The following is a 19,578-nucleotide window of genomic DNA, read 5'->3' on the forward strand; positions in this document are numbered from 1 at the left end:
AATTTTGGCAAAAAATAATGATTTTTGGCAAAATTAATAGAAAAATAATTTTCCTTATCTATTTTTCATTTAAATAAAACTAATTTCCACCTGTAGCAATGAAAGGAGAAAGCGAACTTGCCATTTGATATGCCGGCATAGTTTGTAAGGATACTCTACCCGGACCTGTTACAACTGTGTTAAATAATCCTTCTCCTCCAAGAAGCATATTTTTAACGCCTTTAACTGATTGAATATCAATTGTACAACTTCCATCCATCATGGCAAGATAGCCTGTATCAACAAGAATCTGCTCTCCTGCTCCCAGCTCTTTAGTTACTACTGAACCATCTATTTCCAAAAATGCTATACCATTTCCTGAAAGCTTTTGCATGATAAATCCTTCACCGCCAAAGAAACCTGCTCCGATTTTTTTCTGGAAAAAGATTGAAAGTTCAACTCCACTTGAAGATGCCAGATATGCTGATTTCTGACAGATAATATCCTGTCCCGGTCTGACTTCAACTGCTATAATATTCCCTGGGAAACTTGATGCAAAAGCAATGCATCCCCCTTGATTTTTAGGTGCCGAATATGTATTGCTAAATATTTTCTCGCCTGAAAAAGCCTTTGAAAACATTTTTCCAAGTCCACCACCTGTTGTATTCATTGTTAAATTCGGAGACATCCAACTCATTGCTCCACCTTCACAATTAATACTTTCTCCTGGCTCTAACTGAACCTCTAAAACCGGCAATGGCGTCCCTTTAATTTCATATTGCATAATAATCCTCCTGACAATATTTTTATTTTGGGTTTCTAATTAAGTAAAAATACTAAAAAATAAATATTTCTTTAATATTCGTCTTAAAAAATCATAAACCTTAGATATATTTTATGTTATATTCTTATAAAATATGACTTTTGTCAATAAATTTTTCAAATATTTTTCATTGTTGGAGCATGCTATCATCATGGGTGCATATGCATCTCTTCCCTTTATATCAAACATAAAAGGATGATTTTCAAAATGTCTTTTATAAATTCTGACAAAGTCAAGAATTCCTTTTTGTATTTTTTCACTTATCTTAGGATTCTCCGTTAAATTTGAAAAACCTAAAATAATGTCCAAATTTTCAAGATAAATCTTTTTTTCTTTATCATATTTGTAGGGATAAAAGCCATCAAAAGAAGGTGTAGGGGATGATAGCAAAAGCTCCCAATAAACATTATAGTCTTTTGACGGATCATGTTTTTTAAATAAATCCCTGTTTTCGCCCTGGGAAAACATATAAGAAACCAGTTTTTTGCTTTGAAAAAAAGGCTCTGAAATATCCGGTTCAGAATTATTAATACTGTTTCCTGCTGCAACTATCCCCGTAACTTGGCAATTTAAATTCCATACTTTTTCAACCAGGTAGGATAACGACAAGGCTCCGCTTCCTGACCATCCTATATCCACAGCACAAGCCTTTTTTGAATCCTTTAAAAGAGCTTTAAAATAAGTTTTTGCAGCCCTGTTTTGTGGTTCGTAAATTTCAATAATTTTATCAAAATGTGCCTCTAATATTTCTTTTACCCGGTTAATATTCTTGTCAGTCAAGTAGGAATCCAGATATATTTCACTGTTTCTAAAATCATCTGTTAAATCATATAAAGGCTTTATCTCCATTGAATTTAAGATTTCCTTTATGGTAATTTTCTGATTGCTCTTATGGTAAAGGAAACGCTTAAAATAGTCATTTTTATCATGCATAGCCATAAGTTTTACGGCTGCTTTTCTCGACCAGTAGGTATAGTATATTTTTATATCATTTTTTTTAATTTCATCTGTGTAAAGGTATTCATAGGCCTTTTTAAGCACATCTCCATCCCTTGAAAGAAAAAGCAGGGTATCAATACTATTATTCTTAATGTTCTCATGTATAAAATTACAATATCCCGTAACAAAAAGTCCTCCGTAAATAAAGCCGTATTCATAAAAAGGACTATAGATTTTAAGAGCATTATAAATATGACCTGCAACTATACCCCTGTAGGCACTCCCAGTGATGCATGACATGTCAAAAGGTCTGTATTTGTTGGAAACTGTATTGGTTTTTGGATATAACAATGAAAAAATCCCTGCATCTTTTGCATTTATCAAGTCACTTTTTTCGCTGTCACCAATGTGTATAATTGATTTTTTGCCATATATTTTTTTAACTTCATAAAATAAATCTATAGAAGCTTTGCTTTTTTTGTATTCATTTGAAACGAATATATTATCAAAATAAAAACCATTTTTTTGTAGTATGGATTCAATAACTTTTCTTGAAAGATACATATCCGTAACTGCTATTATTGTCTTTTTTTCTTTTTTAAGGTCATTATAGAGTTTTTTCATAAAAGGATTGCCATAGCAAAACTGATATTCCAGTTCTTCCTCTTTTTTTGCCCCTAAAGAAGCATTAATACCTGTTTCTTTTTCAATTAGCTTCCAGATATCCAAAAGACTTACTTCCATATGTCCATTTTTTTCTTTACAGACAGTTCTAGCCTTATACTCTGCTGCTTTTCTTATGTTTTTAAAATCCATAATTCCAAAATCCAAAGCAAGAATATCAAAAATATCTGCCGGCTTGTCAAAGGGTCTGAAAATAAGGGTATCAAATACATCAAAGGAAATAACATCATATTTAAGAAGTATTTCCCTATAATCCGTAAATACCCTGTCATATTTAACTCCTGATTTTTCCAATAAAGATTTTACATAGATAGAATTTGAAAGTGATTCACTTTTATGAATATTTAGTTTTTTTTCTTCGTAAATGGAATTATCATAACTTTTTCCAAGAAAATGCATTCCTAAAATATAATAAGCAAAATTTAACCACAATAAATAGAGCCAGCTTGCATATTTTTTCAGACCAGTGGTATTGTCATGAATTAAGTGATAGCGTCTGGAAATTCCCGGCTGTCTGTTTACCAGTTGATTATATATCCATAACTTCATAATCTCTCCCCTTATTAAAGCAGGCTACTGTCCTCATTTGGCACACAACCATAATCAAGCCTTACATCACTAAGCTTTATTATTATTGGAGAATTTGAATATATCCTGCAGGCAAATTTCTTTATGTTTAAATGTTGTGTCATGTCAAAAGTAAGTACTTTTCTTTTTTCTTCCTTTGTTACAATTTTTTCATCAGTTATTATGCTTTTGAAATTTTTATCAACATAGTAGCCAAAGGACATAAACAAACTTGCTTTAGATTGATTTAAAAGCTTAGTTGAAACGGAAAAGCTTAAATATTTAATATTTCTTATAGTAGATTCATTAACAGACAATCCTAGCTTATTTATAATGGCATAGCCCCTTCTACAACATAATATTCCATTGTCATGGTCAAAGAAGTTTCCCTGGGACATAATGGTTTTCCAGGATTTTTTATTTTGAAGACCATCATTTCTTAAAATATTTCTACTGTAATCAATGTGTCTTTGTGCATTTAAAATACAGTTTTGGCGTATTACTTTAAAATAATCTTTTGCAATCTGATCCTGAAAAACTGAGGGTTCTTCATGGCCTATTACTATCTGTCTTATTCGCTTATTTACATAATCATAGTAATTATCAATGTAATGCAGGGCACTTTTTCCCCATATATGATCTATGTTTCCTACACAATATTCAGGAAATCTTACTACATTTATCTTTGGATTATTTTTCATTACATACTCGTATAAATAAGTAAGCTCGGAATTGACCTTATTTGCGTAGGCTTCTACACCAAATATGAAAGAATTTTCATTGTGATTATAAAACTCATTTATTAAATAGGTTTCAATCATAATTACCTTATCCGGACTGTAGTTTTCAAGAATTTTTGAAATAAATATATCTAAAGCCTCTTTTTTTTCGTTAAGACTTACATCTATTTTTTCTATATTCTCTATTTTCATGTCCTTAATGCCCGAAGCCATTGATTTTAAATGATTTGTGCAGGTTACAAAACATTCCTCGTCATCTTTTGTATTAATAATTCCTACATTTAATCTAAATTCAGCCAGGTCAAAAATAAAATAATCACTTCCCGAAAGGCAATCCCTAAGATTAGTTTTATTTAAGTCTGAAAGGACACATTTTTTTATAAAATCCGGCAGCTCATTGCCTTCAGCAATACATTCAAATTCCACATTTGGAGCGGGTTTTGTAAAGACAAAAGGACTTGAGGACTGATAAAATCTGTTTACCTTAAGTTCTTCATCTTCCGGGTTTATTTCAGGTATATTAAATACATCTCTGCAAATGCAGCTTCCTAAAATATTAAAAGTTATCATAATTCCCCCCTATTTTACTATGTTATTCTTTCTCAAAAACTGCATATATTTTAGATACTTAAGTTTAAAATTTGAATTAAATTCAGTATAATCAGCCAGTTCATAATAATACTCAATAGGTTGATTTTCATCAAATTCAGACATTTTTATGTAAGGCAATTCAAAATACCTCACCAATTCCTCTGTTCTACTGTCAATTGACATAAATAATGCAGGAATCCTGTTCCAAAGAGCCATAACATTACCATGAAATCTCGGTCCCATGGAAAACTGGAAACCTTTCATATAATCTTTCCATTCATTTGTATCAAAAAACACCTTTTTCTTTCTATTTAGCCATTTTGAAACATAATTATAATAATTATCATCTGCAGCATTTTCTTTCACAAATTCGTGACTTGTCTGCTCTACAAAATCATAATCTTTATTGGCACAATAGGTTAAAAAATGTTTTTCGTTCTTGTTTAGTAAACCGTAAAAAGTTCTGAAATTTGCACATACCTTTGTGATTTCTTCATCACTTTTTTTAATAAAAAGGTTTGAATCATTTTCATAATACAATGATGGACAGCCGATTATATCAATGTTTTTTATTCCGTTTTTTTCAAGAATTGTAGCTGTATATTCTCCTCTGACACCAATAATCGCCCTTTCTTGCATAGCAGAAAGAACATTTTTTGTAGATTCATTTAATTTAAAATCTACTTCATAATCCTTTGCCTGAAGTCCAACACTCATAGGTACAAAAGCAGTATTCTTGTTTTTCTTTACTCTTTCATAAAGATAATCAAAATTACTATTTTCGTTTATCCAGATTAAATCCGTAACCACAATAGGAACATTTTTTATATCCTTTGCAATCTGTTCATAAGCCTCATAACTAATATTTAGTAAATCAAGATTTTTTATTAAAGAATCCCTAAATACAAGGTTTCCGGTATTTAAACCTACTGATTCAAATGCAATTTCAGTGTTTGAATAATCATGAGGTCTTTCTAGTAAAATTCCACTGAATTTGGTTGTTTGCTTTTCTTCTATCACTGTTGGGATATATGTATATTTTTTCTCTGCATATTTAGGATATTTTTTTACAAGATAATTTGCCAGTAAATTTTTTTGTATAAGTTCAGGTTTTTCAGAAATTTTTTGAATAATATATCCCCAATTATTCATAGATAATTTTATAACATTAGAATTTAATCTTGACAAAATAAGGTCATATAATTCATCTGAAAAATCAAAGCCAAAATCCTGTGGATTTAAATCTTCTGTAAGAATATTCATAAAAGTTCTGATACATTTCTCGCATATGCAACAGTTTTTCCCGTCTCTTTGTTCCCAGCATACCCTTAAATGCATTTTTTTCCCTGTATTTTTTACATAATCACAAATGCTTTCTACTTTATCATTTCTGGAAGTGTTTTCTCCAACGCAAAAACAGGATGCACTGGAAAATTTCAGTGAATTTGTGATTTTTGAAAGTTTGATTCCAGCATAATCTTCTCGATTTTTAACATTGTTATTCTGGGATATATATATTTTTTTAATGCCGTAATAGTAAGCCATAACGGCCCCATGGGATAAAATACCCAGTTCTTTTTGAAAGCCTTGCCACCAGTTTGTCAGGTTAGGCTTTGCAAATTTTGCATTTAAAATTTCGTAATTTAAAATATATCTAAAAGAAGTCTGGAAAAATCTACACTCTAAATCATATTCTTCTGCAACTTTCGAAGTCTGTCTAATAACCTCATCCCAACCGTCGCTTTCGTGAAAAAACAAGTCATTTCCCCACATGGTAGCAAGTATTGGTTTTTCATTTAAAAGATTAATAAGAGCATCTACAGAACCTACTCCTCCAGAATAAAAGAGCATACTTCTGTCTTCTTCCTTTGATAAACGATTCGAAACAATCTTATTTACAACTATCTTCCCTTTAAAAGCCAGATTTGGATAGAGTTTTGCAAATATTTTCTTTATTTCCTCAATGCTTGACAGATAATTTTCGTCTATCTCTTCGATTTCAATAGTTGCATCATAAAGCCACGCAACCGGCAATACATTTGTAAGAAAAGGTATCACAAGAATAGAATTTGGAATTGTAAAAATTTTAAAATCATAATCTACAAAAAAATCCACATTCTTTCTGAAGGCATTAGCAATACTTCCTTCGCAATAAAAAACATAATCCACCCTGGTATTTTGTTTTTTTATGTTCACTAATTTAATTTTTTCCATAATTACATCCCTATCTCTCCTAAAAATCAGGAGTCTTTTTTATTAAAAAAATGTTCAAATAGTCTTTTTTTGAAAAATGATCTATCCACTAAAAACCAGTACAAGCCTTTTGAAATCAAACCTTTTTTATGGACATTTTTCAGATAAACTTCGTATTCGTAATTTATGTTTTCACTGTCTTCAATCCTTGATTTTAAAGAATTTTCTTCAATTCGATAATTCTTAGAATCCAGATACCAATTCCATATTTCATTTAACTCTTTTTGACTTATACCACCATAATATTCATCTTCTATTTTACAATAATCAAATATAGCTTGGTCAAATTTTTTCGGATTTATCAAATATTTTTCATATTGTGCGCTATATTCCGCTGGATTAACCTGAATAATATTTAAATATTCACTATAATAATCCATAAATTTGTTATTAAAATTTTTAGCGGCATACTGAAGCTGGTCTACCACATAATCTCCGATAAAATCATTTCGTTTTTTTTCTAAAACCGGCATGACTTCATCCGCCTTTTTCTCATATGAAATACAGGAGGGATTTCTGTCTGAAAAAATATATTCATTTACAATTCCCGAAATTGAAGGAACGTAGTCAAAGTATGAAATCACCTGTAATTCATTTTTTTTAATTCTCATAAGTGCTTCATAACCTGAATTATTTAAGAAGGCAAAAGAAACACTTTTGTTCATCGCCTTAATAATACTTTTTTGAAGCTTTCCACTATATCCAAGGTCAAAAATCAGGTCATTTTCATTTATTTTTGACTCCAGATAGTTTTTGCAATTTTCAAAACTTATATTTGCCTTAACAGGGGAATATTGATATTTTTTTAAAAGTCTGATAAAAGAAGCAAATTCTTTTTCGCTTTTAAATACTTCATCTGTTAAAAAGCCTTCAGATTCATAAAACTCTTTAAGTTGCGGTGTAAGAGGTTCTAAAACATCAATATATCTTTCAATTACGGATTCAGGTGAATTAGCCTTATAATTACAGGAAACAAAAATAGCATCAACAAATTCCTGTTGGGATATTTCTACGGGAATTAATGATTTTCTGCTTAAATATAAATAATTAGTTTTGGGAATATCCCCATTAATTTTTTTATAAAAGCTTTCATATAATTCTTTTAAATAAAATCCGTCTCTTGATGAAAAATGCAGAGTATCTTTTTTTAATTCCTTCATTTTTTCATAAAGCCATTTTATAATACCAAACATGTGCATTCCCAAAGCCAAGGTGCCCAAAAAGAAAGGATCTCCGTTATAATCAGAGTCTTCATTTACGGGAATAAACGGATTATCAAATAAAATGTTGGCAGCTGTAGCATAAAGACAGCGCATGGATAAATTGTTTTTTGCCTGATTTATATCTATTATACTGTTATAGTTTTTAAAAACACCTTTTACGGAATTCCCCTTATATTTCCCCGGCATCTTATTTGTAAGAACATCCTTTGTGGAAGTCAGTATAAAGGATTTAATGTTTTTTTCTTTAGAAGCCTTACTGTCACTATCTATGTTATCTCCAATATGGATGATTTGGGAAGCAGTAAGTCCGTTTTCTTCAAGAATCAGGTCATAAAGATGACCGGTTTTTTTCAAAAGTCTTCTATCACTGGATAAATAAATTCCTTTGTAGCCATAATAACCATTTTTATCAAGAATTTCTATAACGTCCTTTAATTCCAGATACATATCGGAACTGATAAAAACATCTTTGTGGGATGTTATAGCAAGTTCATACAATTCAAAACCGGTATTTCTCCTGGATGAAAAATGTTTTTCAAAGGCAGTTTCCTTTTCCATAAGAATACCTGTCAGTTTTTTATTCACTCCAAAATATTCTGAAAAAGTATCGTAAATCTCGCTTAATGTAACATCTTCATATTCCGGAAACTCCTGTTGGATTCGCTTTCTGCATATTTCCTCCGACATTTTTCTGTAACGGAACAAAACCTCTTCCTCGTAAGGGTAAATATCTGTTTCCATTAATACAATCCTAAAAATATCATCAGGATTTAAAACATATCTGAGAATTAAAGTATCAAACAAATCAAAAGATACAGCTTTTATCTTATCTGATACAATGGCTTTTTTGATATGTTCTAAAGAAGAATCCCAAGAAGTCTTTTTTTGTTCAAAATAGCCATCTTCAAAAAATGCTTTTTCTACTTTGTTTTTATTAAATGCCTTAAAGAAATTGTTCTTAAAATCTCCATCAATTTCATTTTCAAATTTTTCTAAAAAAGAACTCCACCATCTAAAATATCTGTCTGACCATTGGTTAAAAAACAATTCATACTTCTCCAGACATTTTTTCTTCAAAAGGAAGTCTTTTATACGGGTAAATACATATAAAATGTCAGAAATGTTTTTTATAACCTTTTTACTGTCCCCTTTTTCCTTAGTGGAGGACTTTTCATTTCTGTAATACATATATCCTTCATGGTCTGAAAAGCCAATACTTTTTGCATAAAAAAACAAAATAAAAGAATAAAGTATATCTTCTGTCATTGTAATATGATTTTTTGTGGCATCTAAGTCATTGTAGGCATTTTCAAACAATTCTCTTTTATAAATTTTATTCCAGATTGTATGAATGGAAAAATCAAGTCCACAGTCCTTTAAAAAGAACTCAAAAACATCCTTTCCATAAAGTGAATTGTATCTGCACCTTGAAATATTTGTATTATAAATATATTCCCATCCCTTATTATCAATACAAACGGTTTTTGCCATTACAATATCAAAATTACCCTCTAAAGCCTTTTTTAAAAGTAATCTTATCCAATCAATTGTAATAAAATCATCCGCGTCCACAAAGGCAATATATTCTCCCTTTGCCTCCATAAATCCACTAAGACGCGCCCTAAACAGTCCCTGATTTTTATCATGTTTTACATAACGAATTCGGCTGTCCATGCTTAAAAAATCCTTTAAATCAGCTGAATAATCCGGCTCATTTCCATCATCCACCAAAATAATCTGAAGATTTTTATAGGTTTGTGAAATAATACTTTTTATACATTTTTCCACAAGTTTCTTATCTACTTTAAAAACAGGCACTATAATAGAAACCAAAAATCTGTTTTCTTTGTCTATTGGCATAAGTAATTATTACCTTCCTTATTTTTCATAATCTCATCATTATCTCTTTTTTGCTTTTCTCAAAATATATTGTACCGAAAACATATACAAAAGCAGTTGTAAGAATAAGCTTTATCATGCTGTTTAACTCCGGCATCCTAGCGTATAAAACACAGTCTCTGGTCATATCAACCAACAAAAACAAAGGATTTAAAACTATAACCTGTCTAGCAGCAACTGACAGCTTTGACAAAGGATACATTAATCCAGATGCAAAAAATATAATGGTGGTTATGATTGAATAAATATAATCTATATCCGGAAAAAGCACTCCCCATACAGCTAAAAATTTTCCAATTCCCGTATGTAAAAAAACAGCTACCAAAAGTATGGGAATGATGCATAAAAGGCTTAAATTTACAGGAATTCTAAAATAAATCAATAAAATAACCAGAGCAATGCTTTGATAAAACAAATATATTATCCTGCTATATACCTTTTCCAACAAAAAAACATTGTTTGGAAGTCTGGTGGTTAAAAGAAAGTTTTTATTATCTGCCAATGAGTTAATAGCCCCGGAGGTTATACCATTGAAAAAATTATAATGAATAATTCCAATCAGGAAAAACAGGGGATAATTTTCTATATCGTGAAGAAACAGGGTGGAATAAAAAGCTGTCATTATAATCATATACAATAATGGATTGGCTACATTCCAAAGTTCCATCAGTCTGGTCTCACTGGTATTTTTTATATGTTCCTTCCTTGCCAGTTGCCTTATTACAAATGCATACTGACTAATATTAATATCTTTTCTCAAAATCTACCTTCCTAAAGTTTTTTCAGTATTTTTTCTTCATGAGATTTATAATAAATCATTCCCAGAAACAGTACACCCAAACTCCAGGCCACAAGGGAAATAATGGTTATTTCATCTGGTATTACACCTTCTAAAATACACTCTCTTGCCGTTTTAATGTACAAATATACAGGAATAAGATTCACAAAATTCCTCACATTTTCAGGTAATATCTCCATGGGATAATATAAACCTACCAGATGTATCAAAAGATATAAAAAATTTGTATAAATATACTTTATATCTCTTTTATCAATATATTTCAAAGACAAAATCATAGACAAACCGATTATAAAAAGCATACATAAAAATACATCTGCAAATATCATAAAAAATGAAGGTGAAAATTTTACCCCAAAAAACAAAGTAACAATTATATAAGCTATACATGAAAATAAAAAATTTACAAATGCTGTATATATCCTTGAAAATACGAATAAATATTTTGGTTGCTTAAATCTGGCAAAAAAAGCTTTATTATCCCATAATGCAGTCATAGAGGTCTTTGTTGCATTGGAAAATAAAGACCATATCAGATATCCTGTTAAAAAATACAGGGCAAAATCATTATGTCTTTTTCCGTACATTGTGGAAAAAATCATGGACATAAGCACCATATACAAAAGGGGATGAAGCATACTCCAAAATATTCCCAGATAACTTCTGGCATATTTTCGCTTGATTTCTCTAGCAGTCAACTCCTTTATGGTAAAAAAATGCTGTTTAATATTTGACATTGAATTTATATTAGAATCCATAAATCACCTTTTTATCATTATTGTTGTAGTTTTCCGTAGGCTTTACAAACTTCCATAGGCTCACCTGACATCTTTATTTTTCCTTTATCAAGCCATATACACCTTGTGCAGTTATCAAGTATATTTCTCATACTGTGGGAAACCAAAAGCACTGTACTTCCGGAATTCAGCATTTCCTTTATCCTTTTAAGACTTTTCTTTCTGAAAAACTCATCTCCTACAGCCAAAACCTCATCTAAAATAAGAATTTCCGGAGCATCGGAAGCTGTTGCAATGGAAAATGCCAGTCTGGATATCATTCCCGATGAAAAGTTTTTTATTTTTTCATCCATGAAATCCTCTAATTCAGCAAATTCAACTATTTCATCATAATGATTATCTATAAATTCTTTTGAATATCCAATAATTGAACCGTTTAAATAAACATTTTCTTTTGCTGTTAATTCGTAGTCAAAACCGGTTCCCAGGGTTAAAAGAGCAACTTTATCCTGATCTACTATCACTGTTCCTGAAGTAGGTGTTAATGCCTTTGAAACGATTTTTACAAGTGTGGATTTTCCAGAACCGTTGGTTCCGATAATTCCAACAACTTCACCTTTATATACATTAAAACTCACATGATAAAGGGCATATAGCTTTCGATAGATTACTTCATTTTTCAAAAGCTGTATAAAGTATTCTTTAATACTTGAAGGCTGATATGTATTAATATGAAATTCCATGGTAACATCCATTACTGATATAACTTTTTCACCATGCTTATCATCCGTAAGATTTTCAAGATATTCCGATACCGTTGGGAAATGCCTTGAATACTCTGAGGACTCTGCCTTGGCTAACATCTGATTCATGTAGGTTTCGCTTTTTTCAAAGTTTTCACCATACAATTCTTTAGCAACCTGAACAGGTATTGGCTTTGTTTTAATAATTTTAACCTCTCTTAATCCCTTTTTTTCCTTTACTGTTTGAATAAAATTCAAAAAAGCATAAATAACCATAGCCCCACCAGTTATTGCAAGAGCTATAAGTATGTAAATATTAAATATTATATTTGGATCACTATTATTCATAACACTCACTATCCTATTTTTATTTCATTTAAGTCACAAACCCTTAATTGTATATAAAATAATATTGTAGATAAATTCATTAAATATATGATAATAAGGATTTCTTGTGGATAAAACGATACTTCCTTCTATCCATCCACAACTAATAAGTTTTCCACTCTTTAAATTTAATTTTATTAATATTCTTTTTAAAATATCATTATTTTCTATCACATGCGTTTCATAAGAAAGGGCCAGTTTTTTATAACTATGCTCTAAAACATCATCACAAAACAGATAAGTACCCATTGTCTTTACCTCCGGATAAACCGGAATATGCATATGTAAGCTCAAAAGCTTTTCTATAAAAACAAGGCTTTTCTTATTGTTTTGATAATTTAATGATAACCCACTAATGGGGCTTTGTAAATTTTTTTTATGCCTGGAGGTATAGTACTTTTGATATGTTTTTAAGGTTTCAAGATTTTTTATTATTCTATCCCCGTTTGGATTTTTAACTATGTTTTTTTGAGGAGTAATTTTTTCGTCAAATCGTTTATATCCAAGGGTCATAGCTTCATTTGAAGAAAAAACACTTTCAAAAAGACAAATGGAAAAAGTTGCTTTTTTATAAAGGTCACGCCCCTTCTGCGGAATTATATAAAAACACTTGTAAACAGATTTATTATATACATCTGAAATCTTATTATTCCAGCTTTTATAGTCTAGTATACAGGCTTTAAAGTCCTCTTTTTTTCTTTTGTCAAGTTCATATAGTCCAAAATAATATCCCTTTAAGGGCTTTTTTATAATACGCTCCAGACTTTTTTGTATACTGCCTCTCCATCCTGAATCAACAAGGGCATAATCAACACACTCAAGCATCCCTTTTTCTTTAAAATAAGCATATGTAGTATGAAATTCATCTTTGGAATGTTGATAAATATACTTAAAAAACAAGGCACTTTTTCTTAATTTATCTTTTAATAAAGATAATTCCCTTTTGTTTAGCAAAAGCTTCTCTTTTCCTTTAAAATCAGTCATCTCAGCTATCTTTTCCGCTTCTTTTTTACTTAGTAAAGCTCTTTTCATTATTCTATCAAAAGTAACTTCTAGACTTTCTGCACATATATATTCAAGACTTTCTTTTTTTATTATATTATATTCTGCTTTTCTAAGGGAAAACCTGGATAATTCAAGATAACGGATATCCAGATTAAGATTAAATGAACTGTTGAAATAAAGGGCACTTTCATACATCATAAATCCGTCTCTGGACAAAAAATACAATCTTTTAACCCCGTTTTTTTTCGCATCAAAAAGAACATTTAATATAAATTCCGTCATCACGGGAGCATAAACATGACTAAAAATCAAACTTTCAAAATCTGATTTTTTCATATTATCCAGGGTTTTTAATAAGGCATATTCGTGTATACTACTATAAGTTGAAATGATATTTTTATATCTGTTTAATCGTTTTTTCAATATTTTCGGCTGTTTCAAGTCCATTTACCTCTGTAGAAAAGAGATTATATTCTCTTTCATAATTATATTTACAGGATATACCCTGATATCTTTTAATTATTTCAATTATTTTTGAAGGTAGTAAGATTGCAAATACAGGTCTTAAGACATAAAACCAACCCTTAGGAAACAAAATCCCCAACTCCTTAAAATTTCGATAACGGATTTTTGCCTCGTTTATTCGGGTATTTATAGTTCTTTTTTTATAAGACTGTCTGCTTTCCCTGTATCTAAAGAGAATTTCTTCTAAATTGTAGCCTTTTAAGCCTTTTTTGGTAAGATGTAAAAATATCTCATAGTCTTCACACCTTAATGTTTCTTTAGTCTCCAGATATCCTCTTCCTGCTTCAAATAATTCTTTTCTAAACATAACGGAAGGATGAATAAAAGGTGAATATTTATAATAATCTTTAATATAGGGTTCTTTTGACATCAATCTTAAACCCCATACTCCTTCTTCGTCAAAAAGCTCACAATTTGTGCCACACCAGGCATATTCGCTATGTTTCTCCAGAAATTCATACTGTTTTTTCAGCCTGTTGGGCAAGGATATATCATCGGCATCCATCCTTGCAATATACTTTCCCCTTGCCAGTTTAATACATTCATTTAAAGAAAAAGCAAGGCCCTGATTTTCATTCTTTCCTGCAATAATAATTCGTTCGTCCATTAAAGGAAGCTTTTCTATAATATCTTTTGCTATTTTGTCTGAACCATCATCCCAGATTATAAACTCGAAGTCCCAAAATGACTGATTTAATATAGAAATTACAGAATCTAATAGTTCCTTTTCATCAAACTGGTTATAAACACCCATTATGACTGAAATTAAAGGTTTTTTCATAAACTCTTTACTCCTTTTAAGAAATTAAATCTTAGATAATGCTTTTTCATAAACTTTTTTCATGGTTTTTTCTACTTCATCCACCTTAAAATATCTGGCAGAATTTCTGCAGTTTTCTGACATTTCCTTTAACTTTTCCCGGTTTTGTTCAAAAAGTTTTATGGCTTTTACAAAGGAATTTACATCTTTAACATTACACACATAACTGTTTACCCTGTGAACTGCATACTCTTTAGTGCCTCTGTTATCAGAAACAATTAGAGGAAGACCGCAAAGCAAAGCTTCAACTGCTGCCACTCCCAGTCCTTCTCTCTTAGAGGGAAATACAAAGCAATCCCCGCTTTGCAAAACCCTTTCCATATCATTTCTATATCCTAAAAGTCTGACATTATTTGAAAGACCTTTTTTTTCAATATATTTTTCTAGCTTTTCTTTGTTTTCTCCCTTACCACAGATGCTAAAATAAACATTTTCGTTATTTAGTCTGGCTAATGCGTCAATTACAATAATCTGATTTTTGTTATCGTTTAATTCTGCTGCATTTATCATATGAAAAGCGTTTTCAGGAATATTAAGCTCTTTTCTAACTACATCACCTGTTTCCTTATGGGGTCTGAAGCGATTTGCGTCAACTCCCACTGAATGAATATTAGCCGCATTTCCATTAGATTTTTTCTTAAAGGCCTTTGCGATTTCATAATCCTCTCTGTTAATGGTTATTATCTGATCGGTAAATCTTGCCAAAAATTTTTCAACAGGATAAAAAAGCAGCCAATTTATTAAGGGTGCCCTGTTATAAAAATGAAAACCATGAGCTGTATATATTACGTAAGGAGTCCTTTTTGCAAGTATCGAAGCAATTCTGGCGCAAACTCCTCCCATTGGATTATGACAATGTAGTAATTCTATATCATTTTTTTCAATTATATTTCTAATTTGAATTGTAGCTTTGATATTTGAAAAAAAACTTGTGGGACTTTTTTCGATATCGATATGATGAAGAATAACCCCCTTATTTTCCCATTCTTTTTTATCAAATTCATATACCGGATTATTAAAATTTGAAGCATAATGTATCTGACAATCAGATTCTTCCAGTATTTTTACGTCATTTCTTTCAAATTGGGATAAAAAACCACTAATAGTAGTCACTATCAATACTTTTTTCATGACTATCCTAGCAACTTTCTTTTTCAAAATATTTCTTTGCACAAAAAGCAGCTGCTCCAACCGCAAAAAACATTAAAATTATCCCGCTGTCATTTCTAGACTCCCCGGTTTTAGGCGATTTATAAGATACCGAAGGTGAAGCTGATGACCTGTTTGAAATCAATAATTTAACAACTGCAAAGGTACCACAATCTGAAGCTGCAAAAGTTATACTTCCTTTAGTTACTGTAAGCGGTGAGATTACCTCCCATCCTGAATCATTATAATGTAAAATAGCATAGATTTCTGATGCGGAAATACCTGCCACATTAAGAGCTATATGATATTTGTCGTCACTTTGTTTTGTAGCAGTTGTAGGTTCAATATCCACTATACTTAAGGCCGTTGCAGTAACTACTTTTCTACCGTCTGTAGCTGAATTAACAAGTTCATTATTGTTTATAGTTAAACCGGTATTTGTCAAATCATTTAACAAGAGGTTTTGTATTGCAACCTTACAAGCTTCTATTCTGGTATCAGAGGTAGCTGAAAGCTTATATTGTGAAAGAACCGTAGTAGTTTTTAAGTAATCCTTTCCTGTTAAAATATCATTAATGTAGGTTGTAGCTTTTTGACTTTTGACAGGATTGTCTGTATTTTGAACTGTGGGACTTGCAGCCAGCACCGGTAGAAATTCAGCCATCACAAAGACCAGTACTGTAAGTAAAGCAAAGATTTTCTTTTTCAAAATTGTCTCCTCCTTTATATTTCCGGGATTAAGACTCCAATGGTCTTCCCATCTAATATATCGACTTTTTTTATCAAACTTTATCCATAATTATTCACTTTATTATTTGCTGTCATCTGCCTCTTCATAAAACAGCTTGATAATTAAATCCTGCAAATAGTTGTCGTAGGCATAAAATTCTTCAAATTGTGCTCCCTGAACCACTTCTCCCTTTAAAGAATATATATTTTTAGATTGAAATTCAAAATTCAGGGCATCTGTAACAAGATAGGTAAAACTGTTTAAGTCTATATCTGTAACCATGTAATCTGATACTTTTTTGTATAAATCTACAGCTACTCTAACATCTGATGCAGATAAACTTTTGGCTTTAGCCGCAAAAGATGTTAAATATTGCTTTTGTCTTTGTAATCTTAATTCATTGGAATTGAATATATTTTCATTTCTAAGTCGTACATACCAATAGGCCTGCTCTCCCATCAAAGTAACATTGTCACCACAATGTAAATCCATATTGTATTCAGGATAAATAATATCATCAAGTACCGTTACATCTATGCCTCCCACAGCATCATTTAAAGCCGGAATAGCGTCCATACTAATGGCAACATAAGAAGTAATAGGTATATTATGAAAGAGTCTGGAAACAGCCTTAACTTGTCTTTCACAGCTTTCTGTTCCCCCATCTCCATATCCATGCTGAAGGGCAATCTGCTTTTTGCTGACCCCCATATATCTGCCTTCATTATCCCAGACATCTATATCTGCCATTGTATTTCTGTTTATTGCAACAATATACACATTTTCATCATGAGGATTTATTAACATTAAAAACAAGGCATCTGCCTGACCACCGGTATTAACCCCTGTAGAATTCGCATCCCAGCTTTGTCCTCCAATCTCAGTTACCGTTTCCTTGTCAATTCCCATTACAAGAATAGAAATAAGTTCATCGTTTAAAGTATATTTTTTTCCATCATATAATATCTGTTTTGATTTATCACTTTCTTCATCTTTTTCATCCGGGGTAATGGCACTTCCAATGTTTACCTCTTTATCCCCTGATATTGATGCAGTAAGCTCTTTTTTACCCATTGTCTTCATAATGCTTAAAACTCCGATAATTATGAAAATAATGGCAAGCACGGAAATAAAGGTTATTGCTCCAATGCTTAGCTTTTTTTTCTCAACTGTATCTTCTGTATCTAACATTCTTAATCATCCTTTGGCTCATTTTTTAGTACTCCCGTTACCAGATATCTGTAACCGTCACTTTCTCCGTCCAGACATGTTGATAAGGTTATTATTTTATTTTCTTTGGTGACCGTTATATCATTTTTTATATTTGCTTTTCCATAGCCCTTATCTGATACAGTATATATATCCTTAATATATTGCTCATAAACATATTCATTGTCTAAATCATAGTTTAATATAAGATGCTCATCATTATATATATATGCAGCAAAAATTTCGTATACATAATTAAATTGCGATGTATAGATATAAATGTAATGTTCTTCTTTGTTAAAGAAATTTTCATCCTCAAAATCATGTAAAGCTGAAAACATACTTCCGTCTTTTGTATTATGACCATACAAAAGAGTATGAACATCCAAAAAATCCTTTGAATTATAATTTTCGCTGTAAATAACTCCCGGCAAACCACTACTTCCATCAAGATTGTGATTTAAATAATATTCATTATCAGAATCATGCTGACAAACAGGATAATCTATATTAACATCCGGAATATAAATCCAGGCATAAATATCTTTATTCTTTTTTCTTAGTTCATCCCAATTTATGTCTTTTTCCGGAATAAAAGCAGTTGTCTTTTCAGTCTTCTTTACAGAAAAATCTTCATCTTTGCTAATATCTTTAGCCTTCGTTTTTTCAGACATTTCAACGTAAGTCTGCAATTCTTTTTTCTTGCTTAATTCCTTTACCATAAATGAAGCTGATGCCGTAAATACAATTATCAGACAGGCAATTATGCCTGCTGCCCAGTATTTTTTTTTAATTTTTTTCATACAACATTACCCAAAAAGCATATATTAGTCACCATATTGTTTATCGGATTAATAGCTTTAATATTTATATTTTTTTTATAAAAAGCAGACAAAAATAAATTTTTTATAAACAATTATCGGCTATCTGGAAAACCTGAATATTCTTTCAAAAAAATAGCATATAATAAATGCTGCTATATCGCAGGATACAATGGTTGACCCTACCGGTGTTGAATATACAATAGATATCAACATTCCCAATACGGCACAAAGCACTGATATTACTGCTGAGCATATCACTACTGCTTTAAAATTTTTTTGTATTCTCATAGCGGAAAGTGCCGGAAATACAATAAGTGCAGAAATCAACAAAGAACCTACAAGGTTCATTCCAAGTACTATTATAATAGCTATTACTATTGCTATCAATAAATTATACTTTTCCGTGTTAACTCCTGATGCCTTTGCAAAATCCTCATCAAAAGTAACTGCAAATATCTTATTGTAAAATAGAATAAATATAAAAATAACTATAACTGAAAGTACCAGACACACAATTACTTCCTCTTTTTTTAATGTTAATATGCTTGTGGAGCCAAAAAGAGTAGAACAAACATCTCCTGAAAGATTGGTGGAAGTAGAAAAAACATTTAATAACATGTATCCCAAAGCCAGTGAGCCTACTGAAAGCATTGCTATAGCTGCATCACCCTTAATTATTGAGTTTTGTTTTCCTTTTAATAAAAAAATGGCACTTATTATGGTTACAGGCATAACTAAAAGGGTATTATTTGTCAGATTACAAACTGATGCTACTGCCATTGCTCCAAAGGCAACATGAGAAAGACCATCTCCAATAAATGAATATCTTTTTAAAACCAGCGTGGTTCCCATTAAGGAAGAACATAATGCAACCAATGTCCCCACCACAAAGGCATATCTGACAAATGGATATTCAAAGTAATAATTTAGTTGAGAAATCAGATTATTCATT

The 19,578-nt window shown here is 30.9% G+C and carries 15 protein-coding genes; all 15 read right to left on the minus strand.

Features of this window, described 5'->3' with window-relative positions; all coding sequences use genetic code 11:
* Window positions 1-79: 79 nt before the first annotated feature.
* A complete protein-coding gene (locus BM153_RS01405) occupies window positions 80-763 on the minus strand; it encodes a TIGR00266 family protein (protein ID WP_092870007.1) in 684 nt (227 codons plus the stop codon).
* A gap of 111 nt (window positions 764-874) precedes the next feature.
* On the minus strand, window positions 875-2,974 hold the full coding sequence (locus BM153_RS01410) for an HAD-IA family hydrolase (protein ID WP_092870009.1): 2,100 nt from the start codon (window positions 2,972-2,974) through the stop codon (window positions 875-877).
* Window positions 2,975-2,988: 14 nt separating this feature from the next.
* Window positions 2,989-4,302: a DUF6270 domain-containing protein gene (locus BM153_RS01415; RefSeq protein ID WP_092870011.1), complete on the minus strand. Its 1,314-nt coding sequence runs from the start codon at window positions 4,300-4,302 to the stop codon at window positions 2,989-2,991.
* 9 nt (window positions 4,303-4,311) lie between these two features.
* The gene (locus tag BM153_RS01420; RefSeq protein ID WP_092870013.1) at window positions 4,312-6,537 is read right to left on the minus strand and encodes a polysaccharide pyruvyl transferase family protein; all 2,226 of its coding nucleotides are present in this window, start codon (window positions 6,535-6,537) and stop codon (window positions 4,312-4,314) included.
* 26 nt (window positions 6,538-6,563) lie between these two features.
* Window positions 6,564-9,659 carry a glycosyltransferase gene (locus tag BM153_RS01425; protein ID WP_092870015.1) on the minus strand — a complete coding sequence of 1,032 codons (3,096 nt, stop codon included), beginning with the start codon at window positions 9,657-9,659 and terminating at the stop codon, window positions 6,564-6,566.
* A gap of 25 nt (window positions 9,660-9,684) precedes the next feature.
* The gene (locus BM153_RS01430; protein ID WP_177205531.1) at window positions 9,685-10,458 is read right to left on the minus strand and encodes an ABC transporter permease; all 774 of its coding nucleotides are present in this window, start codon (window positions 10,456-10,458) and stop codon (window positions 9,685-9,687) included.
* Between the two features lie 11 nt (window positions 10,459-10,469).
* Window positions 10,470-11,255 carry an ABC transporter permease gene (locus tag BM153_RS01435; protein WP_092870019.1) on the minus strand — a complete coding sequence of 262 codons (786 nt, stop codon included), beginning with the start codon at window positions 11,253-11,255 and terminating at the stop codon, window positions 10,470-10,472.
* Between the two features lie 17 nt (window positions 11,256-11,272).
* Window positions 11,273-12,325 (minus strand): ABC transporter ATP-binding protein, encoded by a 1,053-nt coding sequence (locus BM153_RS01440; RefSeq protein ID WP_242949049.1) that lies wholly within the window; start codon window positions 12,323-12,325, stop codon window positions 11,273-11,275.
* A gap of 33 nt (window positions 12,326-12,358) precedes the next feature.
* Window positions 12,359-13,810, minus strand: coding sequence for a hypothetical protein (locus tag BM153_RS01445; protein ID WP_092870021.1), 1,452 nt, complete (start codon window positions 13,808-13,810; stop codon window positions 12,359-12,361).
* Complete coding sequence (locus BM153_RS01450) at window positions 13,767-14,675, minus strand: glycosyltransferase (RefSeq protein WP_092870023.1); 909 nt, start codon at window positions 14,673-14,675, stop codon at window positions 13,767-13,769. The genes BM153_RS01445 and BM153_RS01450 overlap by 44 nt, the downstream gene beginning before the upstream one ends.
* Before the next feature lie 24 nt (window positions 14,676-14,699).
* Entirely contained in the window at window positions 14,700-15,845 is a 1,146-nt protein-coding gene (locus BM153_RS01455; protein WP_143088254.1) for a glycosyltransferase family 4 protein, read from the minus strand.
* A gap of 7 nt (window positions 15,846-15,852) precedes the next feature.
* Window positions 15,853-16,572: a hypothetical protein gene (locus BM153_RS01460; RefSeq protein ID WP_092870027.1), complete on the minus strand. Its 720-nt coding sequence runs from the start codon at window positions 16,570-16,572 to the stop codon at window positions 15,853-15,855.
* A gap of 102 nt (window positions 16,573-16,674) precedes the next feature.
* Window positions 16,675-17,784, minus strand: a complete 1,110-nt coding sequence (locus BM153_RS01465) for an LCP family protein (RefSeq protein ID WP_092870029.1) — start codon at window positions 17,782-17,784, stop codon at window positions 16,675-16,677.
* 2 nt (window positions 17,785-17,786) lie between these two features.
* On the minus strand, window positions 17,787-18,605 hold the full coding sequence (srtB, locus tag BM153_RS01470; RefSeq protein ID WP_092870031.1) for a class B sortase: 819 nt from the start codon (window positions 18,603-18,605) through the stop codon (window positions 17,787-17,789).
* A gap of 120 nt (window positions 18,606-18,725) precedes the next feature.
* Complete coding sequence (locus BM153_RS01475; RefSeq protein ID WP_092870033.1) at window positions 18,726-19,577, minus strand: metal ABC transporter permease; 852 nt, start codon at window positions 19,575-19,577, stop codon at window positions 18,726-18,728.
* Between the last annotated feature and the right edge of the window lies 1 nt (window position 19,578).

Origin of the sequence: Acetitomaculum ruminis DSM 5522 (assembly GCF_900112085.1) — a bacterium.
Lineage (GTDB): Bacteria > Bacillota > Clostridia > Lachnospirales > Lachnospiraceae > Acetitomaculum > Acetitomaculum ruminis.